The sequence below is a fragment of the Streptomyces durhamensis genome (assembly GCF_000725475.1).
GTDB lineage: Bacteria > Actinomycetota > Actinomycetes > Streptomycetales > Streptomycetaceae > Streptomyces > Streptomyces filipinensis.
Genome location: NZ_JNXR01000006.1, coordinates 49,320 through 66,083, shown reverse-complemented (window position 1 = coordinate 66,083; position 16,764 = coordinate 49,320). Strand labels below are relative to the sequence as shown.

The window sequence follows — 16,764 nt, the reverse complement described above, 5'->3', positions numbered from 1 at the left end:
CGATGAGTTTCGCCGCGCGGACCGGTCGATACAGATGACCGCGTTCCCCGCCCAGGAGGTACTCATGACCACCGACGGATTCGTCACGTGTCTGTGGTTCGACGGCCAGGCCGAGGAGGCCGCCGAGTTCTACGTCTCGGTCTTCAAGAACTCGAGCATCGGCCGCATCGGCCGCTACACCGAGGCCGGTCCCGGCCCGGCGGGCTCCGTGCTGGTCGCCGAGTTCACGGCCAACGGCCAGAAGTTCGTCGCGCTCAACGGCGGCCCCCAGTTCCGGTTCAACGAGGCCGTGTCCTTCCAGATCCTCTGCGCCGACCAGGACGAGATCGACTACTACTGGACCAAGCTCACCGAGGACGGCGGCGAGGCCGGCCCCTGCGGCTGGCTCAAGGACCGGTACGGCGTCTCCTGGCAGGTCGTCTACGACCGGATGCCCGACCTGATCGGCGACCCGGACCAGGAGAAGGCGGCCCGCACCATGAAGGCCATGATGGCCATGGGCAAGCTGGACGTCGCCGCACTGGAGAGGGCACACGCGGGGGAGTAGCGGCCGACGGCCCCACCCGGCCTCGACGGGGATCCCGGTGATCGCATACCGGGAGTTCCCCGCCAGGGCCGGGTCGGCGTCCCATGTCGACGGCAGTTCCTGACGTCGGTCCCCGGCTCAGATCCGGTCGGCCGCGATCAGCAGGTACTGGAAGCTGCCGTTGCGATAGGCGTCGAGGAACGTGTCCTCGATGCCCGTGACCAGGTGGTCGGCCTGCTTGCGCAGTTCCCAGTAGGGGATCGCGGCCTCGGTCAGATCCTCGACGTGGACTGGCACCAGGCGGTTGCGGGCCATCGCCTTGAAGTACTCCGAGCGCGGGTGGATGTCGCAGATGTAGTGGGCGTTGATCAGGGACACCTCGCGTGAGGCCCGGCCGTAGGTGTCGTTGTAGCAGCCGGTGATCGTCACATAGCGTCCGCCCCGGCGCAGCAGCCGGGCGTGCTCGGCGAACAGCAGGTCCAGCTCGACGTACATGGTGGACTCGTTGTTCCACGACGCCGCGTACGCGCCCGACGCGAAGCCGGTGTCGAGCATGTTGCGGTGGTGGTAGCGCACCTTGTCGTCGACTTGCCGCCGGCGGGCCGTCTCGTTGGCGAAGTCGGCCTGCTTGGCGGAGATGGTGACCCCGTCGGCGTGGCAGCCGTGGCGCAGGTTCGCCACGATGCTGCCGCCGCCCCGGCCGCAGCCGGCGTCGAAGACCCGGTCGGTGGGCGTGAGCGGGCCGAGGTGGCCGGCCAGCAGCTCGGCCTGGGCGTGCTCCAGCCGGTGCAGTTCCGTGGTGATCCGCGCCTTGCGCAGATCGGGATCGGGCTCGTCGAGCACCGTCCAGTCGGCCTCCCCGATGCCGTAATGGTGGTGGTACAGGTCGTCGATCTTTCCGAGTTCGAGGTTGACCGGGTTCTCCTCGGCGTTCCAGTAGTCCGCGACGCGGTTCTGGTACGTGGACTGGGTCGGCACCGGTGCCGACGTGCTGGTCTTCCGGGCGACAGGGGCGGTGGTCAACAGTTGCTCCTCGAAGTGGTACTGATGGTGTTTCAGGTGAGCTGTGGATCTGCTACCAGTAGTCGGGCAGGTGGTAGCGGTGGGTGTTGGTGGCGTGCCACTCGTGGTTGCCCGAGACCCAGGCGGCCAGGCTCTCGGCATAGCGCGCGACCAGGGGCGAGGTCGCCGACAGGGCGGCGGACTCCTCCTCGAAGGCCTCCATGATCCCGTTGTGGATCTCCACGGACTTCAGATAGGCGGCCTTCAGCCCGCGGCGGTCGTTGGCCGCGACCACCTGGGGCAGGTTGAGGTGGTCCGGATCGCTCGCCAGCTCCTTCGTGAACGAGTACAGGTCGTTCACGATCGTGGTCGCGTTGCAGGCGAGGGCGGTGATCCGCTGGATCTCCGGGCGGGCGTAGACCGGCTCGGGCAGTTCGTAGCCGTCCACGGCGTCGACGAGCGACAGACAGGGGCGGAAGTTGTTGAACTGCCGCATCACCAGGTACTCCCAGACCCGCGGTGTGTACCGGGTCTCCATCCAGGCGGCCTCGGCCAGATAGCCCATGTGCAGGCGGGCCATGTCGTGCACGAACCGGCCGGTCTGGCTGGGCGTGGCGAAGGTCGCGTAGTCCGCCAGCGCGAAGTGGTAGGAGCGCAGCGGCCCGTCGGCCTGGATACCGTCCCGCCACTCCGTCTCCAGCTCCGGGATGCCGTGGTAGGGGTCGAGCGCCGACTGGGCGATGATCAGCGGCCCGCCGAGGCCCCGCCGTGATCCGCCCCGTCCCTCGTCCTCCTCGCAGTAGCAGGAGTCCACGATGTTCTCGGCGAGCAGCAGTTTTCCGGCGGCGGTGAGACGGTCGAGGTCGAGGCCGCCCGGATGCTGCAGGACGACGGCCCGGCCGAACTGGAAGCCGGAGAAGTCTCCCTTCCAGGCCTCGGGGAACAGGTCCAGCTCGCGGGCCCAGGCCTCCAGCCTGCGATCGACCTCGGCCGCCTTCTCCGGGTCTGCCGGTACCGCCGGCCGGTAGCGGAGTCCGGGGACGGCCCCGGTGCGCCGGGCCGGACGCAGGCTCTGGGCGATGTTCGGTGGCCCGGGCAGCGCGTAGGAGTGGGTGGATGTGCTCATGACTGTGCTCCAGGCCGTGTCAGTCGGCGGTCCGGCCGAGCTGGACGTTCTCCAGGATCCCCGCCGCGTCGGGGACCAGAATCGCCAGCGAGTAGTAGGCGGTGACCAGGTAGTTGATGACGGCCTGCTCGTTGACGCCCATGAAGCGGACGTTCAGGCCCGGCTGGAACTCCTCCGGGATGCCGGTCTGGTAGAGGCCGATGACACCCTGGTCCGCCTCACCGGTGCGCAGCGCGATGATGCTGGTGGTGTGGTTCTCACTGATCGGGATCTTGCTGCACGGGTAGATCGGGACCCCGCGCCAGGCCGGCACCTCGTGCCCGTCGACGCTCGCCGTGCCGGGCACCAGACCGCGTCGGTTGCACTGCCGGAAGAAGGCCGCGATCGCCTTGGGATGGGCCAGGAACACCTTGGTCTTGCGGCGCATGGACAGCAGCTCGTCCATGTCGTCGGGCGTCGGCGGGCCGGTGAAGGTGCTGATCCGCTGCCCGTAGTCGATGTTGTGCAGCAGCCCGAACTCCCGGTTGTTGACCAGTTCCCACTCCTGGCGCTCGCGGATCTCCTCGACCGTGAGGCGCAGCTGCTGCTGGGTCTGGTCCATCGGGTGGTTGTAGAGGTCCGCGACCCTGGTGTGCACCCGCAGCACGGTCTGGGTGAGCGACAGCTCGTACTCACGCGGGGCGAGTTCGTAGTCCACGAAGCCGCCGGGCAGTGTCTCCTCGCCGACGTGGCCGGCCTGCACCGGAACCTCGGCCTCGCCCTTGCGGTTCATCGGCAGCTGCTGCCGGTCCACATAGGCCTGGAGATGGGCGCCCAGTGAGGGCACGCGCTCGATGACCTCCTCGACGACGGCCCAGGGCAGCGCCAGCACCACGCCCGCGGTCTCCGCCCGGACCGAGGTGAGCCACAGCGGGTCGGACTGCCCGACCGCCTCGTCGCCCATCTGGTCGCCGTCGGTGACGACCCCGACGATCTCCTCCTCGCCGTACTTGCCCGCCGCGTACCGGGTGAACCTGCCGTGCACCACGAGGTACGCCTCGGTGACCGGCTGCCCGGCCTCGAACAGCACCTGTCCCGCGCGCACCTCGCGGGCCTGGAAACGGCCGGCGACCTCGGTCAGCACCTCCAGGTCGTCGTAGCCGCGCAGGATGGGCAGTTCGGTGAGCGTGTGCGGGATGACCCGGATGTCGTTCCCGCCGTTGTGCTCGAAGCTCACCCGGCCGCGCCCCGTGCGCAGTTGGAGGCGCCGGTTGACCCGGTAGGTGCCGCCCTTGACGTCCACCCACGGCAGTGTCTTCAGCAGCCATCGGGAGGTGATGGCCTGCATCTGCGGTTCGGACTTGGTGGTCGTGGCGAGCTGGCGTGCCGCCCGGGTGCTCAGACTGGTGAGCTGCCGGCCGGCGGTCGGATCGGGTTCAGGCTCGTCTACGGCGGGACCGACGACGCTGTCCGGTGTGGACACATTCCCTCCAGCGGAGAGGTGAACAAGGGGGTGTGAAGAGGCAGTGGTGCGCGAGGTGCGAGTGCGCAGGCACAAGCCAAACAGCCGTGGTGATCTCCGGGATACGGCGCAAAGGGGGCGGTTGCGTGACTTGGTTGCGTAAACCCGCTGTTCGGGGCGAAAGGGGGCGCGTTTCTTGATCATGCGCGGGTGGTCCCGCGCGTGCCCGGGCGGCCGGGGTCAGGAACGGTCGTGCACCAGTACCGCGGCCCCGTCGAAGCGTCCGGCCTTCAGGTCCCGCAAGGCTCTGGGCGCCTCGGAGAGCGGATAGGGGTGCGTGGTCGCGCGGACGCCGTACCGGGCGGCCAGCACGAGGAACTCCCGCCCGTCCGCTCGGGTGTTGGAGGTGACGCTGCGCAGCTCCTTCTCGTAGAACAGCTCGGTCTCGTAGTGCAGGACCGGCACGTCGCTCAGGTGGATGCCGGCGAGCGCCAGCACGCCGCCGCGGTCGAGGGCGCGCAGTGCGACCGGGACGAGCTCACCGGCCGGGGCGAACAGGATCGCGGCGTCCAGCGGCTCGGGCGGCGGCTCGCGCAGGTCCCGCGCGGAGGCCGCGCCCAGCTCCAGGGCCAGCCGGCGGGCCGCCGGCTCCCGGGTGATCACATGCACCGTGGCGCCCTCGGCGAGGGCGATCTGCGCACACAGGTGCGCGCTCCCGCCGAAGCCGTACAGGCCGAGCCGTCCGCCCTTGGGCAGCCCGGTCCGCCGCAGCGCACGGAACCCGATGATCCCGGCGCACAGCAGCGGTGCCACCGCCACCTCGTCCAAGGTGCCGGGCAGCCGGTAGGCGAAGCCGGCCGGGACGGTGGCGTACTCGGCGTAGCCGCCGTCGGCGTCCCAGCCGGTGTACTCCGAGCGCGGGCACAGGTTCTCGGCGCCCCGTGCGCAGTACGCGCACCGCCCGTCGGTCCGGCGCAGCCACGCCATGCCCACCCGGTCGCCCACGGCGAAGTCGCCGGCCCCGGTTCCGGCGCGCGCCACCACGCCGACGACCTCGTGCCCCGGCGTCACCCCGGCCCGGTGCACGGGCAGGTCACCCTCGGTGACATGCAGATCGGTCCGGCACACCCCGCAGGCGCGCACCCGCACCAGCAGCTCGTCCGCGCCGGGCAGCGGCACGGGCCGCTCCACGAGCCGCAGCGGGTCACCCTCGACGGGCCCGGGCCGCACGACGGACCAGGCCCGCATCGTCGGCGTCGTCATCACGTCCGCCCTTCCGAAGCAGCGGGCCCCTTCCCCAGTGTCCGGCAGTCGCGCGTTCGGCGCGCGGGCCGTCCGCGGGCTGGCTAGCGTGAGCACGGGGGCAGCACAACACCAGGAGGGCCGCGAGGATGGCCGTGCAACCCGAGGGAACGCCCTGTTGGGCCGATGCGATGTTCAGCGACGTCGAGGGAGCCAAGCGGTTCTACGCCGACGTCCTCGGCTGGACCTTCGGCGAGTCGTCGTCGGAGTACGGCAACTACACGCAGGCCTACGCGGACGGCAAGGCGGTGGCCGCCGTGGTCCCGCCCATGCCCGGCCAGGAGGGCCAGTCCCAGTGGTGCCTGTACTTCGCCTCGCCGGACGCCGCCGCGACCGCGGAGAAGATCCGCGCGAACGGCGGCGAGGTGCTCATGGAGCCGATGCAGGTCGGCACCTTCGGCACGATGTGCCTGGCCCGTGAGCCCAGCGGAGCCGTGTTCGGTGTCTGGCAGGGCGGCACCCATGAGGGTTTCGAGGCGACCGCGACCCCGGGCGCCTACTGCTGGGCCGAGGTCTTCACCCGTGAGCCCGAGAAGGCCGACACCTTCTTCTCCGCCCTCTTCCCGTACCGGATGAAGCAGCTCCAGGACCAGGCCGTCGACTTCCGGATGTTCGACGTGGGCGAGGACACCGTCCTCGGCCGGATGCGGATGACCGACGACTTCCCGCCCGAGGTGCCGTCCTACATCAATGTCTACTTCACCGTCGACGACTGCGACGAGGCCGTGGCGCGGGCCACCAAGCTCGGCGGTGTCCTCCGCTTCGGGCCGATGAGCAGTCCCTTCGGCCGGTTCGCGGCCCTCAGCGATCCGCAGGGCGCGAACTTCTCCGTGATCGACATCGCGACCACGGAAGGGGAGATGCCGGCGGTCAAGGAGGTCTGACCGGCTCCCGCTGCAGGCCGTCCGCGGCACGACGGAGCACGGCCGGCCGCGCGGCCATGGCATGATCGGGCACATGCGTGAACGTGTGGTGGCCGCGTGCGACGGGGCTTCGAAGGGAAACCCCGGACCGGCCGGATGGGCATGGGTGATCTCCGACGACGAGCGGACCGCCGTCCGCTGGGAGGCCGGCCCGCTCGGCCGGGCCACCAACAACGTCGCCGAACTCACGGCCCTGGAGCGGCTGCTCGCGGCCGTCGAGCCGGACGTGCCGCTGGAGATCCGCATGGACTCCCAGTACGCGATGAAGGCCGTCACCACCTGGCTGCCCGGCTGGAAGCGCAACGGCTGGAAGACCGCGGCCGGCAAGCCGGTCGCCAACCAGGAGCTCGTCGTGCGCATCGACGCGCTGCTGGACGGCCGGACGGTCGAGTTCCGCTACGTCCCGGCCCACCAGGTCGACGGCGATCCCCTGAACGACTTCGCCGACCGCGCCGCGAGCCAGGCCGCCACCGTCCAGGAGGCGGCCGGCAGCGCGCTCGGCTCTCCCGAGCCGCCGTCGTCGCCCGACGCCCCGAAGGCGGCGGCCCCGCGCAAGAAGGCGCCCCGCCGCGCCGGCGGCGGAGCGTCCTCCCGTACGATCAAGGCGAAGTTCTCCGGCCGCTGCCTGTGCGGCCGCGCCTACGCGGCCGGCGAGTCCATCGCCAAGAACGCGCAGGGCTGGGGTCACCCGGAGTGCCGTACCGCCGAGGCCTGATCAGCCGCCTTCAGCGGTCGTCGGCCGTCGTGGGCCGTCTTCGGCGGTCTCAGCTGTCGAAGGTGTAGAACTTCGTGTGGTCCAGCAGATCCGCCGGGCGCACGTCGTTCCACGGCTTCATCGTCTCGTTCAGGTCCACGACGTCCGGCGTGCCGCCGCCCGGCACGTACGACGCGCCCGGATGCCGCCGCTGCCACTCCGCCCACAGCTTGTCGACGAAGGCGTGGTGCAGCCAGAACACCGGGTCGTTGGGGGAGACCCCGGTGGCCATCTGGCCGCCGACCCAGACGTGGACCCGGTTGTGCAGATTGACCCCGCGCCACCCCTCCAGGTTGTTGCGGAAGCCGTCCGAGGCGCTGTTGTACGGCGCCATGTCGTACGTGGCCATGGACAGCACCGACTCCACCTCCGCGGGCGTCGGCAGCTCGCGCACGGCCGTGCCGAGCGAGCGGCGCAGGAAGGTACGGCCGTCGACGCGTATGTTCATCGGCCAGTTGCCGGCCGACGCGGCGAACGGGCCGTCCATCACCCGGCCGTCCGTGCTGCGCCCGGTGCCGCCCAGGAAGTCCGGCCCCCACAGCGCGGCACGCACCGTGCGGTCGGTGCTCCAGTCCCAGTAGGGCAGCGCGACCGAGGAGTCCACCGACTGCAGCGCCTGTTCGAAGTCGAGCAGGAATCTGCGGTGCCAGGGCAGGAAGGACGGGGAGCGGTGGCCGGTCCGCTCACTCGTGTCGGTGTCCGACATGATGAACGCGTTGTGTGTGCGGACGAACTCGTCGTAGCGTCCGTTGCGCTTGAGTTCGAGGACGGCGTTGACGAACCGGCGCTTCTCGTCGGCGCTCAGGTTGGCCTGGTTCTTGCGTACGGTCATGGTGCGGGTGCTCCGGAAGTCCTTGCGGGGGCGGTCAGTTGGCGGGGAAGGGCAGCAGCGCGGCGCCCTGCAGCTCGTCCACCGCGGCGCGGGCGGCGGCGCGCGGGGTGCGCACCGGGTCGTAGTGGCTGACGACGCTGATCCAGGTGCCGTCGGCGTTGCGCATCAGGTGCAGTGGCACGCCGTCGATCAGCACCTCGTATCCGCCGCCGTGCTCGTGGTGGTGGCCGCCTCCGCTCATCGGACGGCCCTGTATCCGGCGGCCCTTGTAGACCTCGTTGAAGGTGTCCGGCATCGGCATGGTGTGGTCGTGCCCCGCGGCCGAGGCCGCCGGTGCCGCGAGGGCGGTGACGGTGGCCGTCGCGGCGAGGGCTGCCGTCGCGGTGAGCGCGCGGCGCCGGGTGAGGTCGGGCATGCGGTCCTCCTGGAGGGTGTTCCTGTGGTGACGACGCATGCCTATCGGGGGCTCGGTGACGGGGAGAAATCCCCCGGAACCGGTTGGCTGTGATCCGGACAATTGGTTACATGTCGTACAGTGTTGAACGAAGATGATCTTGCCGTGCCCGGGTGGTGATCCGCTCCGGAACGGGGAATTCCTTGCCACGCGGGCCGCGTTTTCGGCGATCCTTCTCGCCCGCGGTCCGTCCGAGTGGTCCGGCTCACCCCGCCAAACTGACGCGATCGGACGACGTGGACGCCGCGACTTCGCGACGGGGTGACCCGGCCGCTCCGGGTGGCGAGGCGTCCCGTCCGTGATCGTGCCCGTCTCGTTCGGCCCGCTTCACCCCGCCCTCCCCGCCGCGGGACCGAACGCTCACGTCACGTGACCGGGAATGTTGGTGAATGGCCATTCACTCGATAAGGTGAATTGTCATTCACCTCGCCGTCACGTCGCCATCAGGAGCGCCGATGGACCAGACCGCCCCGACACCCCCGCCCCCGGCCGGGCCGATCCCGCTGCGGAACCGGCTCACCATCCCGGTGCTGGCGTCGGGCGGCATCCTCATGGCGGTCATGCAGACCGTCGTCGTCCCCCTGCTGCCGGACCTGCCCCGGCTCACCGGCGCCTCGCCCGCGGCGGTCTCCTGGACGGTCACCGCGACCCTGCTCTCCGGCGCCGTCCTCACCCCCGTCCTCGGCCGGGCCGGCGACATGTACGGCAAGCGCCGGGTGCTCACCTGCGCGCTCGTGCTGATGACCGTCGGCTCGGTGATGTGCGCACTGTCCTCCGACATCGGCGTGCTCATCGCCGCCCGCGCGCTCCAGGGCGCCGCCGCCTCCGTCGTACCGCTGTCGATCAGCATCCTGCGCGACGAACTCCCGCCGGAGCGCCGCGGCTCTGCCGTGGCGCTGATGAGTTCCACGGTCGGCATCGGCGCCGCGCTCGGCCTGCCGCTCGCCGCACTCGTCGTCCAGTACGCCGACTGGCACACCATGTTCTGGCTCACCAGCGCCCTCGGCGCGCTCGGTGTCGCGGCGACCTGGTGGGCGGTCAAGGAGTCGCCCGTACGCGAGCCCGGCCGGTTCGACGTGCTGGGCGCGCTGGGGCTCGCCACCGGCCTGGCCTGCCTGCTCCTGGGCGTCTCCCAGGGCGGCACCTGGGGCTGGGGGAGCCCCCGGGTCCTCGGGCTGTTCCTCGGGGCCGCACTCGTCCTCGCCCTGTGGTGGTGGCAGCAGCTGCGCGCCGAACGACCGCTGGTCGACCTGCGGCTGGTCAGCCGGCCACGGGTGGGCCTGTCGCATGTGGCCGCCCTGCTGACCGGGTTCGCCTTCTACGCCAACTCCCTGGTCACCGCCCAGCTGGTACAGGCGCCGAAGGCCAGCGGCTACGGCCTCGGCCTGTCGATCGTCGCCACCGGCCTGTGCCTGCTGCCCGGCGGCGTGACCATGCTGCTGTTCTCGCCTCTGTCGGCCCGTATCTCGGCCGCGCGCGGCCCCCGGATCACCCTCGCGCTGGGCGCCGCCGTCATCGCCTGCGGGTACGCCGTCCGCGTCGCCGACAGCCGGCAGCTGTGGATGATCATCGTGGGTGCCACCGTCGTGGCGACCGGGACCACGCTCGCCTACTCGGCGCTGCCGACCCTCATCCTGCGGGCCGTGCCGGCCGCGCAGACCGCCTCCGCCAACGGCGTCAACGTCCTGATGCGCACCATCGGCCAGGCCGCCTCCAGTGCCGCCGTCGCCGTCGTCCTCGTCCACCACAGCAGCCCCGTGGCCGGTGCCCAGGTGCCCACCCTGCACGGCTACCTGCTCGCCTTCGCGATGGCGGGCGCCGTCGCCCTCGCCGCCTGCGCGGCCGCCCTCTCCATACCCGGCGACGGTCCCTCGGACGGCACCCGCCGCGCCGAGGGCGCCACCCGGGGCGCCCGCGACGAGGCGATGGAGGGAGCATGAGGACGTGAACACCCGGACCGACGCCACCGACCCGACCGCACCCGCACGCCGGGACGCCGAGGACACCAAGGCCGCCATCCTCAAGGCCGCCCGCTACCTTCTGGCCCGGCACGCGCACGCCGACATCACGCTCAAGGCCGTCGCCGAACGGGCCGGCGTCAGCCCGCCGCTGATCGTGAAGTACTTCGGCAACCGGGACGCCCTGTTCGCCCGCGTGATGTCCTTCGCCACCGACGCCGACGCGCTGCTGGACGCCCCGCTGCCCGGCCTCGGCCGGCACATGGCCCGGCACGTCCTGTCCAGCCAGCGCGAACGCGGCGCCGACCCGCTGCTGCGCATCGCCTTCGCCCCGCTGCACGGCGACCACGGCGACATCCTGCGCGCCAACTTCCGCGCCCAGGTGACCGAACGGCTCGCCGCCCGGCTCACCGGCCCCGACCCGGGGCTGCGCGCGGAACTCGCCGTCGCCGCGCTCGTCGGCCTCGGCGTGATGTACGGCATCGCACGCGGCCCGCACCTACGCGAGAGCGACATCGACGCCATCGCCGACCGCTACGGACCGCTCGTACAGGCCCAGTTGACCCCCGGAACCTGACACGGTCCGCTGTCCGGCGCCGAGCGCTGGAAGACCGCGGTGCGCCCGGGCGTTGCCTCCGGGTATGAAGATCAGTGAGGCTTCCCGGCTCAGCGGCGTCAGCGCACGATCGCTGCGGCACTACGAGGACGAGGGACTGATCGTCCCCGGCCGGTGCGGCAACGGGTTCCGCGACTACTGCCAGTCCACCGTCGACCGGGTGCTCGTCATCCGCTCGCTGCTGGACTCCGGGCTCCCCGTGCGGTTGATCAGGGACGCGCTGCCCGGCCTCACCGACGGATCCGACGGGGACACCGACGCGGTGTGCGCCCGGTTCCTGGACGAAGTGCAGGGCTTCCGCGACCGGCTCGCCGCGCGCATCGCCGTTCTCAGCGACCAGCAGGCGGCGCTCGACGCCTACCTGCAGGAGGCCCGCCGCCCCGGTCCGTGACGGCCACTTGACCTTGACGCAAGTGTGAGACTCCTACGGTCGGCGCATGAACACCGACGAGCAGACGATGCGCGCACTGGTCCAGCGCTCACATCAGGGACCGAAGGACCTGACCCTCACGACCGACCGGCGGCGTCCCGTCCCGGGCCCCGGTGAGTACCTGATCCGCGTGGGCGCCGCCGGGGTCAACTTCGCCGACGTCATGCAGAGCCGCGGAACCTACGGGGGAGGCCCGCGGGCGCCCTATACGGCGGGCTTCGAAGCCGCCGGCGAGATCGTGGGCGCAGGCCCGGGCATCGAGAGCCCGCTCCGGCTCGGCACCCACGTCGTCGGAGCCGGCCCGGGCGCCTTCGCGCAGTACATGACGATGCCGGCGACGGGTGTACTCCCCGTGCCTTCCGGCTGGAGCGACGCCGCAGCCCTCGGTCTGGTGCTGAACTGGGCCACCGCCCTGGCCGCACTGAAGCCGCTGGGCGATCTCAGGACCGGTGAGGCGGTGCTCGTCCATGCCGCGGCCGGAGGGGTGGGGCAGGCCGCCGTCCGTCTCGCCCGCCACTACGGCGCCCGCGTGATCGCCACGGCGTCCCCGGCCAAGCACGGCACCGTCCAGGCGCTCGGCGCGGACGCGGTCCTGGACAGCGCACGCCCCGATCTGGCCGAGGAGATCACCCGCCTGACCGGCGGGGTCGACCTGGTCCTGGAATCGGTGGGACAGGCCACGTTCGACGTCAGCCTGTCGGTCACCAAGCCCTTCACCGGGCGCGTGGTCGTGTTCGGTGCCGCTTCCGGCGACGCCACGCTGACCACGCACGACCTGGTCTTCACCCACCAGGTCCAGGTCAAGGGCCTGCACATCGGTGCGCTGGCGGCGAAGGCACCGTCCCTCCACCAGTCGTTGGTCGTCGAGCTGGAGGCCCTCATCGCCCAGGGCGTGTACCCGCCCGGCACCCCCGAGGTGCATCCCCTGGCCGAGGGGCCGGCGGTGCTGCGGCAGCTCGAAGCAGGCCGGACCCGAGGCAAGCACGCCCTTGATCCCTGGCGCCGGGAACACCTGTGAGGCAGCCGGCCCAAGTCTCCTGCCGGGCACGGCGATGGCGCGCACGACGCCGTGTCCGGTGAACGGCTCGCCCACCGGAGCGGCCGCTTCCGCCCGCTCGGGTGCCGGATGTCAGACTGGCGGCATGGACGAACGCGCAATCCGCAGGTCGGGTCAGTGGGCATCGGTGGTCGGTCTCGGCACATGGCAGCTGGGCGCCGACTGGGGTGACGTGGACGACAAGGAGGCCCTGGCCGTCCTGGAGGCGGCGGCCGAGGCCGGGGTCACCTTCTTCGACACGGCCGACGTCTACGGCGACGGACGCAGCGAGGAGACCATCGCCTCGTTCCTGCACGGCCGGCCCGACCTGCACGTGCTGGTGGCGACCAAGATGGGCCGCCGGGTCGAGCAGATCCCCGAGAACTACGTCCTGGACAACTTCCGCGCCTGGAACGACCGTTCGCGCCGCAACCTCGGCGTCGACCGCGTCGACCTGGTCCAGCTGCACTGCCCGCCGACGCCCGTCTACTCCTCCGACGCGGTGTTCGACGCCCTCGACACCCTGGTCGAGGAGGAGCGCATCGCGGCCTACGGCGTCAGCGTGGAGACCTGCGCGGAAGCGCTGACCGCGATCGCCCGGCCGAACGTGGCGAGCGTGCAGATCATCCTCAACCCCTTCCGTATGAAGCCCCTGTACGAGGTGCTCCCCGCGGCCCGCGAAGCCGGCGTCGGCGTCATCGCGCGCGTGCCGCTCGCCTCCGGCCTGCTGTCCGGCAAGTACACCAAGGACACGGTCTTCGCCGCCAACGACCACCGCACCTTCAATCGGCACGGGGAGGCCTTCGACCAGGGCGAGACCTTCTCCGGTGTCGACTACGGGACCGGTGTCGAGGCCGCCGCCGAGTTCGCCGCGCTCGCCCCCGAGGGCTACAGCCCGGCCCAGCTCGCGCTGCGCTGGATCGTGGAGCAGGACGGCGTGACCACGGTGATCCCCGGCGCCCGAAACCCCGAGCAGGCCCGTGCCAACGCGGCCGCCGCCAAGCTGCCGCCGCTGCCCGAGGAGACGTTCACCGCGATCCGTGAACTCTACGAGCGGCGGATCAAGGACCAGGTCGAGCACCGCTGGTAGCCGGGGAAGCACGCGCCGTTTGAACGAACGGCCGCGCGGTTACACGCACCGCATGACGGAGGAAGGACGGCGCAGGGGGCGCAACGAGACCGAGGAGGAGCGGGCCGACCGGATGTGGGTCGAACTCATCCAGGAGGTCCGCGTCGCCCAGACGGGCGTGCAGATCCTGTTCGGCTTCCTGCTGACCGTCGTCTTCCAGCCCAAGTACGCCCAGCTCGCCCCCACCGACCAGGTCATCTACATCGTGACCGTCGTCCTCGGCGCCTGTGCGACCGGTGCCCTCATCGGACCGGTGTCCCTGCACCGTCTGGTGTCCGGCCGCCGCGTGAAGCCGCAGGCGGTGCGGCTGGCGTCCCGGATGACGTTCGTCGGGCTGGTCATGCTCCTGGTGACGATGGCGTCCTCCCTGCTGTTGATCCTGCGGGTGGCCACCCACAACGGCTATGTGCCGTATCTGGTGGTGCCTGTCGTCGTCTGGTACCTGGTCTGCTGGTACGGCCTGCCGCTGTGGGCCCGGCACCGGCACACGACCCGCTCGCCCGACGGCGCCGCGGGCGCGGGGCCGGCCGGCGGCGCCCCCGACCGGGACCGGACGTAGGAGCGGAGCGGTCGGGGCCGGACGCGGGAGCGGGGCGGCCGCTCAGCCCGCGGAGAGGATATCGGCCAGCAGCTCGTCGACCGGGACGCGTTCACGCCCCGGCGGGACGATCCGATGGGTCTCCCGCAGGAACGCGGCGACCGCGGGCGCCCAGGCGAACACCACCGCGCGGTGCCGGGTGCCGTCCGGCCGGGCGTCCCCGAGGAACTCCATGCGCAGCTCGTGCCACGCGGCGGTCGCGGCGGGCCGCAACCGCACGTCCCCGGCCCCGACCGGCCGCACCAGACCGTCGCAGAGCATCTCCCGGTCCAGCCGCCAGCAGGCCAGCACCCGGCCGTCGTGGCCGAACACGGCGGTCACGGCGAACGGGTCGTCGGCGTCGTAGCTGAGATGGGCCAGCACGGGGCACCGGCCGGTGCCTTCCGCGCGCAGCTGTACCACCAGGGTCATGTGCACGAACGAGGTCATGCGAGGGCCTCCGGCAACAATCGGCGTAGAGTCCTCTAGTACCCCCGTGGCGCCCGGGATGCTCACCCGTGCGACTGATTCCCCGCGTTCCCGCCGGAGCCGCGCAGCGCGGTCAGACAGCTGCCGATGGCCTGCTGGAGCTCCTCCAGACGCCGGACCATGTCGTCCTCGTAGAAGTCCCGCGCGTCGTCGAAGGTCAGCTCCTCGAAGGCCCTGGTCGCCTTCTGCAGGCTGCTGTAGAACTTGGTCCGGCGCTCCTGGACGCGCAGTTCGGGGTCCGCCTCGACCGCCTCGACGACGAGCGACTTCATGGTGTCGTAGGCCTCGGTGGCCCACTCGCCCGTGTCCTCGCCGTCCTCCAGCTCGTCGATCAGCGAGAGATGACGTTCGGCCTCCTCGCGCAGCTCGGCCGGGGCCTCGACGGTCTGCCCGGCCGGGGTCCGGATCTGCCCGGACTCGGCGATCTGCCGGACGTAGCCGATCCGGTCGGCGGCCCGGCTCTCGGTCGCGACGGCCTTCTTCAGGTCGTCGGTCCGTACGACGTCACGCGCCAGCTCCGCCTGCAGCCCGGGGTCCTCCCGCAGCCGGTCCAGCAGGGCGGAGCGGGCCGCGCGGGCGGTGGAAGGGTCGGCGAGGATCGCGGCGCGCAGCGCGGTCGGGTTCTCGGCGACCTCCAGCGCCTTGGTGGGGCGGATGCCCTCGGCCTCGGCGGCCTCGGCGATCGCGGTGCCGCGCTCGGAGGTCGCGCTGTTGCGGGAGGCGTAGTAGCCGAGCCACACGTCCGCGTCCGGCAGGTCCACCTCCTGACCCGGCTCAAGGGTCTCGAAGTGTGGGACGAGCCCGTCGTCGGCGGCCCGGTCCCAGGCCTTGTAGTAGCGCATGACCCGCTCCGGGGAGCAGCCCGCCAGCTGCGCGAACTCCTTCGCGGACACCTTCGGCGTCGCACCGGCCGGCTGTCCGCCCGGGCGCACACTGCGGGCCACCATCAGGGCGAAGGCCCAGCCGCCGGTGCGCGCGTAGCCGCCGAACTCCCGGGCGTCGCGCGCCACCAGGTCGGACAGGGGCGGCGCGGCCGGGGCGGACGTCTCGGACGGGTCGATGACCAGGGCCACGGATGACTCTCCTGCGAGGATGCTCAAGGGACCGCACCCCGGTGCGGATGCGGACAGGAAAGCCTATAGGGACGCGAGGCGGTGGTGTCCCGCGTCGTGCTGTGCCCCTGGGTCCACGTGGTCAGCCGAGGGCCTCCCGCAGCGCGGGCAGCAGGGTCTTCGCCGACCAGTTGAGGAACTCCGGCTGTGCGTCGCCGCCGATCTGCACGAGCGCGATCTCCCCGAACCCGGCCTCGGCGTAGGGCCGTACGGCCTCCACGAAGGCGTCCGGGTCGTCGCCGCACGGGATCGAGGAGGCGACGTCGTCCTCGGTCACGAACTGCGTCGCGGCCTCGAAGGAATCGGGGTGCGGCAGTTCGGCGTTCACCTTCCAGCCGAGCCCGAACCAGCGGAACTGGGCGTGGGCGCGCTTGACCGCCGTGTCCCGGTCGGGGTCGTAGCACACCGGCAGCTGTCCGACCCGTGGCTTGCCGCTGCCCCCGTGCCGGTCGAAGGCCTCCAGCAGCCCGGGCTTCGGTTCGGTCGCGATGACCAGGTCGGCGAGGTGCCCGGCGAGCTTGCAGGACTGCTCGCCGGAGACGGCGATGCCGATCGGCGGCGGCTGGTCCGGCAGGTCCCACAGCCGGGCCGACTCCACGTCGTAGTGCGGTCCGTGGTGGGTGACGTGGCCGCCCTCGAACAGCGCCCGGATGACTCCGACGGCCTCTTCGAGCATCTCATGGCGCACGTCCACCGGGGGCCAGCCGCCGCCCACCACATGCTCGTTCAGGTTCTCGCCGGCGCCCAGCCCGAGCCGGAACCGGCCCTCGGACAGCAGCTGCACCGTGGCCGCCTTCTGCGCCACGATCGCGGGGTGGTAGCGGAGGAGGGGGCAGGTGACGTAGGTCATCAGCGGAATCCGCGAGGTGGCCTGGGCGGCGGCGCCCAGCACGCTCCACGCGTACGAGGAGTGGCCCTGCGAGCGCAGCCACGGAAAGTAGTGGTCGGAGATCACCGAGAAGTCGAAGCCGGTCTCCTCGGCCCGCACCACGTGGTCCACCAGGTCCCGGGGGCCGGCCTGCTCGGTCATCATCGTGTATCCGATTCGCACCATAAG

Annotated in this window: 18 protein-coding genes; 9 read left to right on the top strand and 9 right to left on the bottom strand. The window is 71.5% G+C overall.

Features of this window, described 5'->3' with window-relative positions:
• Nucleotides 1-64 precede the first annotated feature (64 nt).
• Nucleotides 65-547 (top strand): VOC family protein, encoded by a 483-nt coding sequence (locus tag IO33_RS0109755; RefSeq protein ID WP_031162597.1) that lies wholly within the window; start codon nucleotides 65-67, stop codon nucleotides 545-547.
• Between the two features lie 117 nt (nucleotides 548-664).
• Here IO33_RS0109755 and IO33_RS0109750 read toward each other — a convergent pair whose 3' ends face one another.
• The 4 genes from IO33_RS0109750 to IO33_RS0109735 all read right to left on the bottom strand — a co-directional run bounded on the left by IO33_RS0109750 (nucleotide 665) and on the right by IO33_RS0109735 (nucleotide 5,343).
• Entirely contained in the window at nucleotides 665-1,549 is an 885-nt protein-coding gene (locus IO33_RS0109750; protein WP_031162594.1) for a geranyl diphosphate 2-C-methyltransferase, read from the bottom strand.
• 52 nt (nucleotides 1,550-1,601) lie between these two features.
• A complete protein-coding gene (locus tag IO33_RS0109745; RefSeq protein WP_031162591.1) occupies nucleotides 1,602-2,654 on the bottom strand; it encodes a family 2 encapsulin nanocompartment cargo protein terpene cyclase in 1,053 nt (350 codons plus the stop codon).
• A 19-nt stretch (nucleotides 2,655-2,673) separates the two neighbouring features.
• The gene (locus IO33_RS0109740) at nucleotides 2,674-4,116 is read right to left on the bottom strand and encodes a family 2B encapsulin nanocompartment shell protein (protein ID WP_031162589.1); all 1,443 of its coding nucleotides are present in this window, start codon (nucleotides 4,114-4,116) and stop codon (nucleotides 2,674-2,676) included.
• Between the two features lie 219 nt (nucleotides 4,117-4,335).
• Complete coding sequence (locus IO33_RS0109735; RefSeq protein WP_031162587.1) at nucleotides 4,336-5,343, bottom strand: zinc-binding alcohol dehydrogenase family protein; 1,008 nt, start codon at nucleotides 5,341-5,343, stop codon at nucleotides 4,336-4,338.
• Nucleotides 5,344-5,486: 143 nt separating this feature from the next.
• On the opposite strand from IO33_RS0109735, the gene IO33_RS0109730 reads away from it, so the two are divergent.
• Both IO33_RS0109730 and IO33_RS0109725 read left to right on the top strand, forming a co-directional pair.
• On the top strand, nucleotides 5,487-6,281 hold the full coding sequence (locus IO33_RS0109730; RefSeq protein ID WP_031162586.1) for a VOC family protein: 795 nt from the start codon (nucleotides 5,487-5,489) through the stop codon (nucleotides 6,279-6,281).
• Nucleotides 6,282-6,342: 61 nt separating this feature from the next.
• Entirely contained in the window at nucleotides 6,343-7,035 is a 693-nt protein-coding gene (locus IO33_RS0109725; RefSeq protein WP_031162584.1) for a ribonuclease H family protein, read from the top strand.
• Nucleotides 7,036-7,084: 49 nt separating this feature from the next.
• Here the strand turns inward: IO33_RS0109725 and melC2 are convergent, their stop codons facing one another.
• Together melC2 and melC1 are read right to left on the bottom strand one after the other, a co-directional pair.
• On the bottom strand, nucleotides 7,085-7,906 hold the full coding sequence (melC2, locus tag IO33_RS0109720; RefSeq protein WP_031162581.1) for a tyrosinase MelC2: 822 nt from the start codon (nucleotides 7,904-7,906) through the stop codon (nucleotides 7,085-7,087).
• A gap of 34 nt (nucleotides 7,907-7,940) precedes the next feature.
• Nucleotides 7,941-8,321: an apotyrosinase chaperone MelC1 gene (gene melC1 / locus IO33_RS0109715; RefSeq protein ID WP_031162578.1), complete on the bottom strand. Its 381-nt coding sequence runs from the start codon at nucleotides 8,319-8,321 to the stop codon at nucleotides 7,941-7,943.
• 494 nt (nucleotides 8,322-8,815) lie between these two features.
• Between melC1 and IO33_RS0109710 the strand changes: the two genes are divergently transcribed.
• The 6 genes from IO33_RS0109710 to IO33_RS0109685 all read left to right on the top strand — a co-directional run bounded on the left by IO33_RS0109710 (nucleotide 8,816) and on the right by IO33_RS0109685 (nucleotide 14,088).
• Entirely contained in the window at nucleotides 8,816-10,300 is a 1,485-nt protein-coding gene (locus IO33_RS0109710; RefSeq protein ID WP_031162575.1) for an MFS transporter, read from the top strand.
• A 4-nt stretch (nucleotides 10,301-10,304) separates the two neighbouring features.
• The gene (locus IO33_RS0109705) at nucleotides 10,305-10,895 is read left to right on the top strand and encodes a TetR/AcrR family transcriptional regulator (RefSeq protein ID WP_031162571.1); all 591 of its coding nucleotides are present in this window, start codon (nucleotides 10,305-10,307) and stop codon (nucleotides 10,893-10,895) included.
• 64 nt (nucleotides 10,896-10,959) lie between these two features.
• Nucleotides 10,960-11,325 (top strand): MerR family transcriptional regulator, encoded by a 366-nt coding sequence (locus tag IO33_RS0109700; RefSeq protein WP_031162569.1) that lies wholly within the window; start codon nucleotides 10,960-10,962, stop codon nucleotides 11,323-11,325.
• Nucleotides 11,326-11,371: 46 nt separating this feature from the next.
• The gene (locus IO33_RS0109695; protein WP_031162567.1) at nucleotides 11,372-12,382 is read left to right on the top strand and encodes an NADPH:quinone oxidoreductase family protein; all 1,011 of its coding nucleotides are present in this window, start codon (nucleotides 11,372-11,374) and stop codon (nucleotides 12,380-12,382) included.
• A 124-nt stretch (nucleotides 12,383-12,506) separates the two neighbouring features.
• Complete coding sequence (locus IO33_RS0109690) at nucleotides 12,507-13,490, top strand: aldo/keto reductase (RefSeq protein ID WP_031162565.1); 984 nt, start codon at nucleotides 12,507-12,509, stop codon at nucleotides 13,488-13,490.
• Nucleotides 13,491-13,542: 52 nt separating this feature from the next.
• The gene (locus tag IO33_RS0109685) at nucleotides 13,543-14,088 is read left to right on the top strand and encodes a DUF6328 family protein (RefSeq protein WP_051926606.1); all 546 of its coding nucleotides are present in this window, start codon (nucleotides 13,543-13,545) and stop codon (nucleotides 14,086-14,088) included.
• Between the two features lie 42 nt (nucleotides 14,089-14,130).
• Here the strand turns inward: IO33_RS0109685 and IO33_RS0109680 are convergent, their stop codons facing one another.
• The 3 genes from IO33_RS0109680 to IO33_RS0109670 form a co-directional block, all read right to left on the bottom strand.
• Entirely contained in the window at nucleotides 14,131-14,556 is a 426-nt protein-coding gene (locus tag IO33_RS0109680; RefSeq protein ID WP_031162561.1) for an SsgA family sporulation/cell division regulator, read from the bottom strand.
• Nucleotides 14,557-14,618: 62 nt separating this feature from the next.
• Complete coding sequence (locus tag IO33_RS0109675) at nucleotides 14,619-15,668, bottom strand: hypothetical protein (RefSeq protein WP_031162559.1); 1,050 nt, start codon at nucleotides 15,666-15,668, stop codon at nucleotides 14,619-14,621.
• A gap of 121 nt (nucleotides 15,669-15,789) precedes the next feature.
• Nucleotides 15,790-16,761 carry an LLM class F420-dependent oxidoreductase gene (locus IO33_RS0109670; protein ID WP_031162557.1) on the bottom strand — a complete coding sequence of 324 codons (972 nt, stop codon included), beginning with the start codon at nucleotides 16,759-16,761 and terminating at the stop codon, nucleotides 15,790-15,792.
• Nucleotides 16,762-16,764 lie beyond the last annotated feature (3 nt).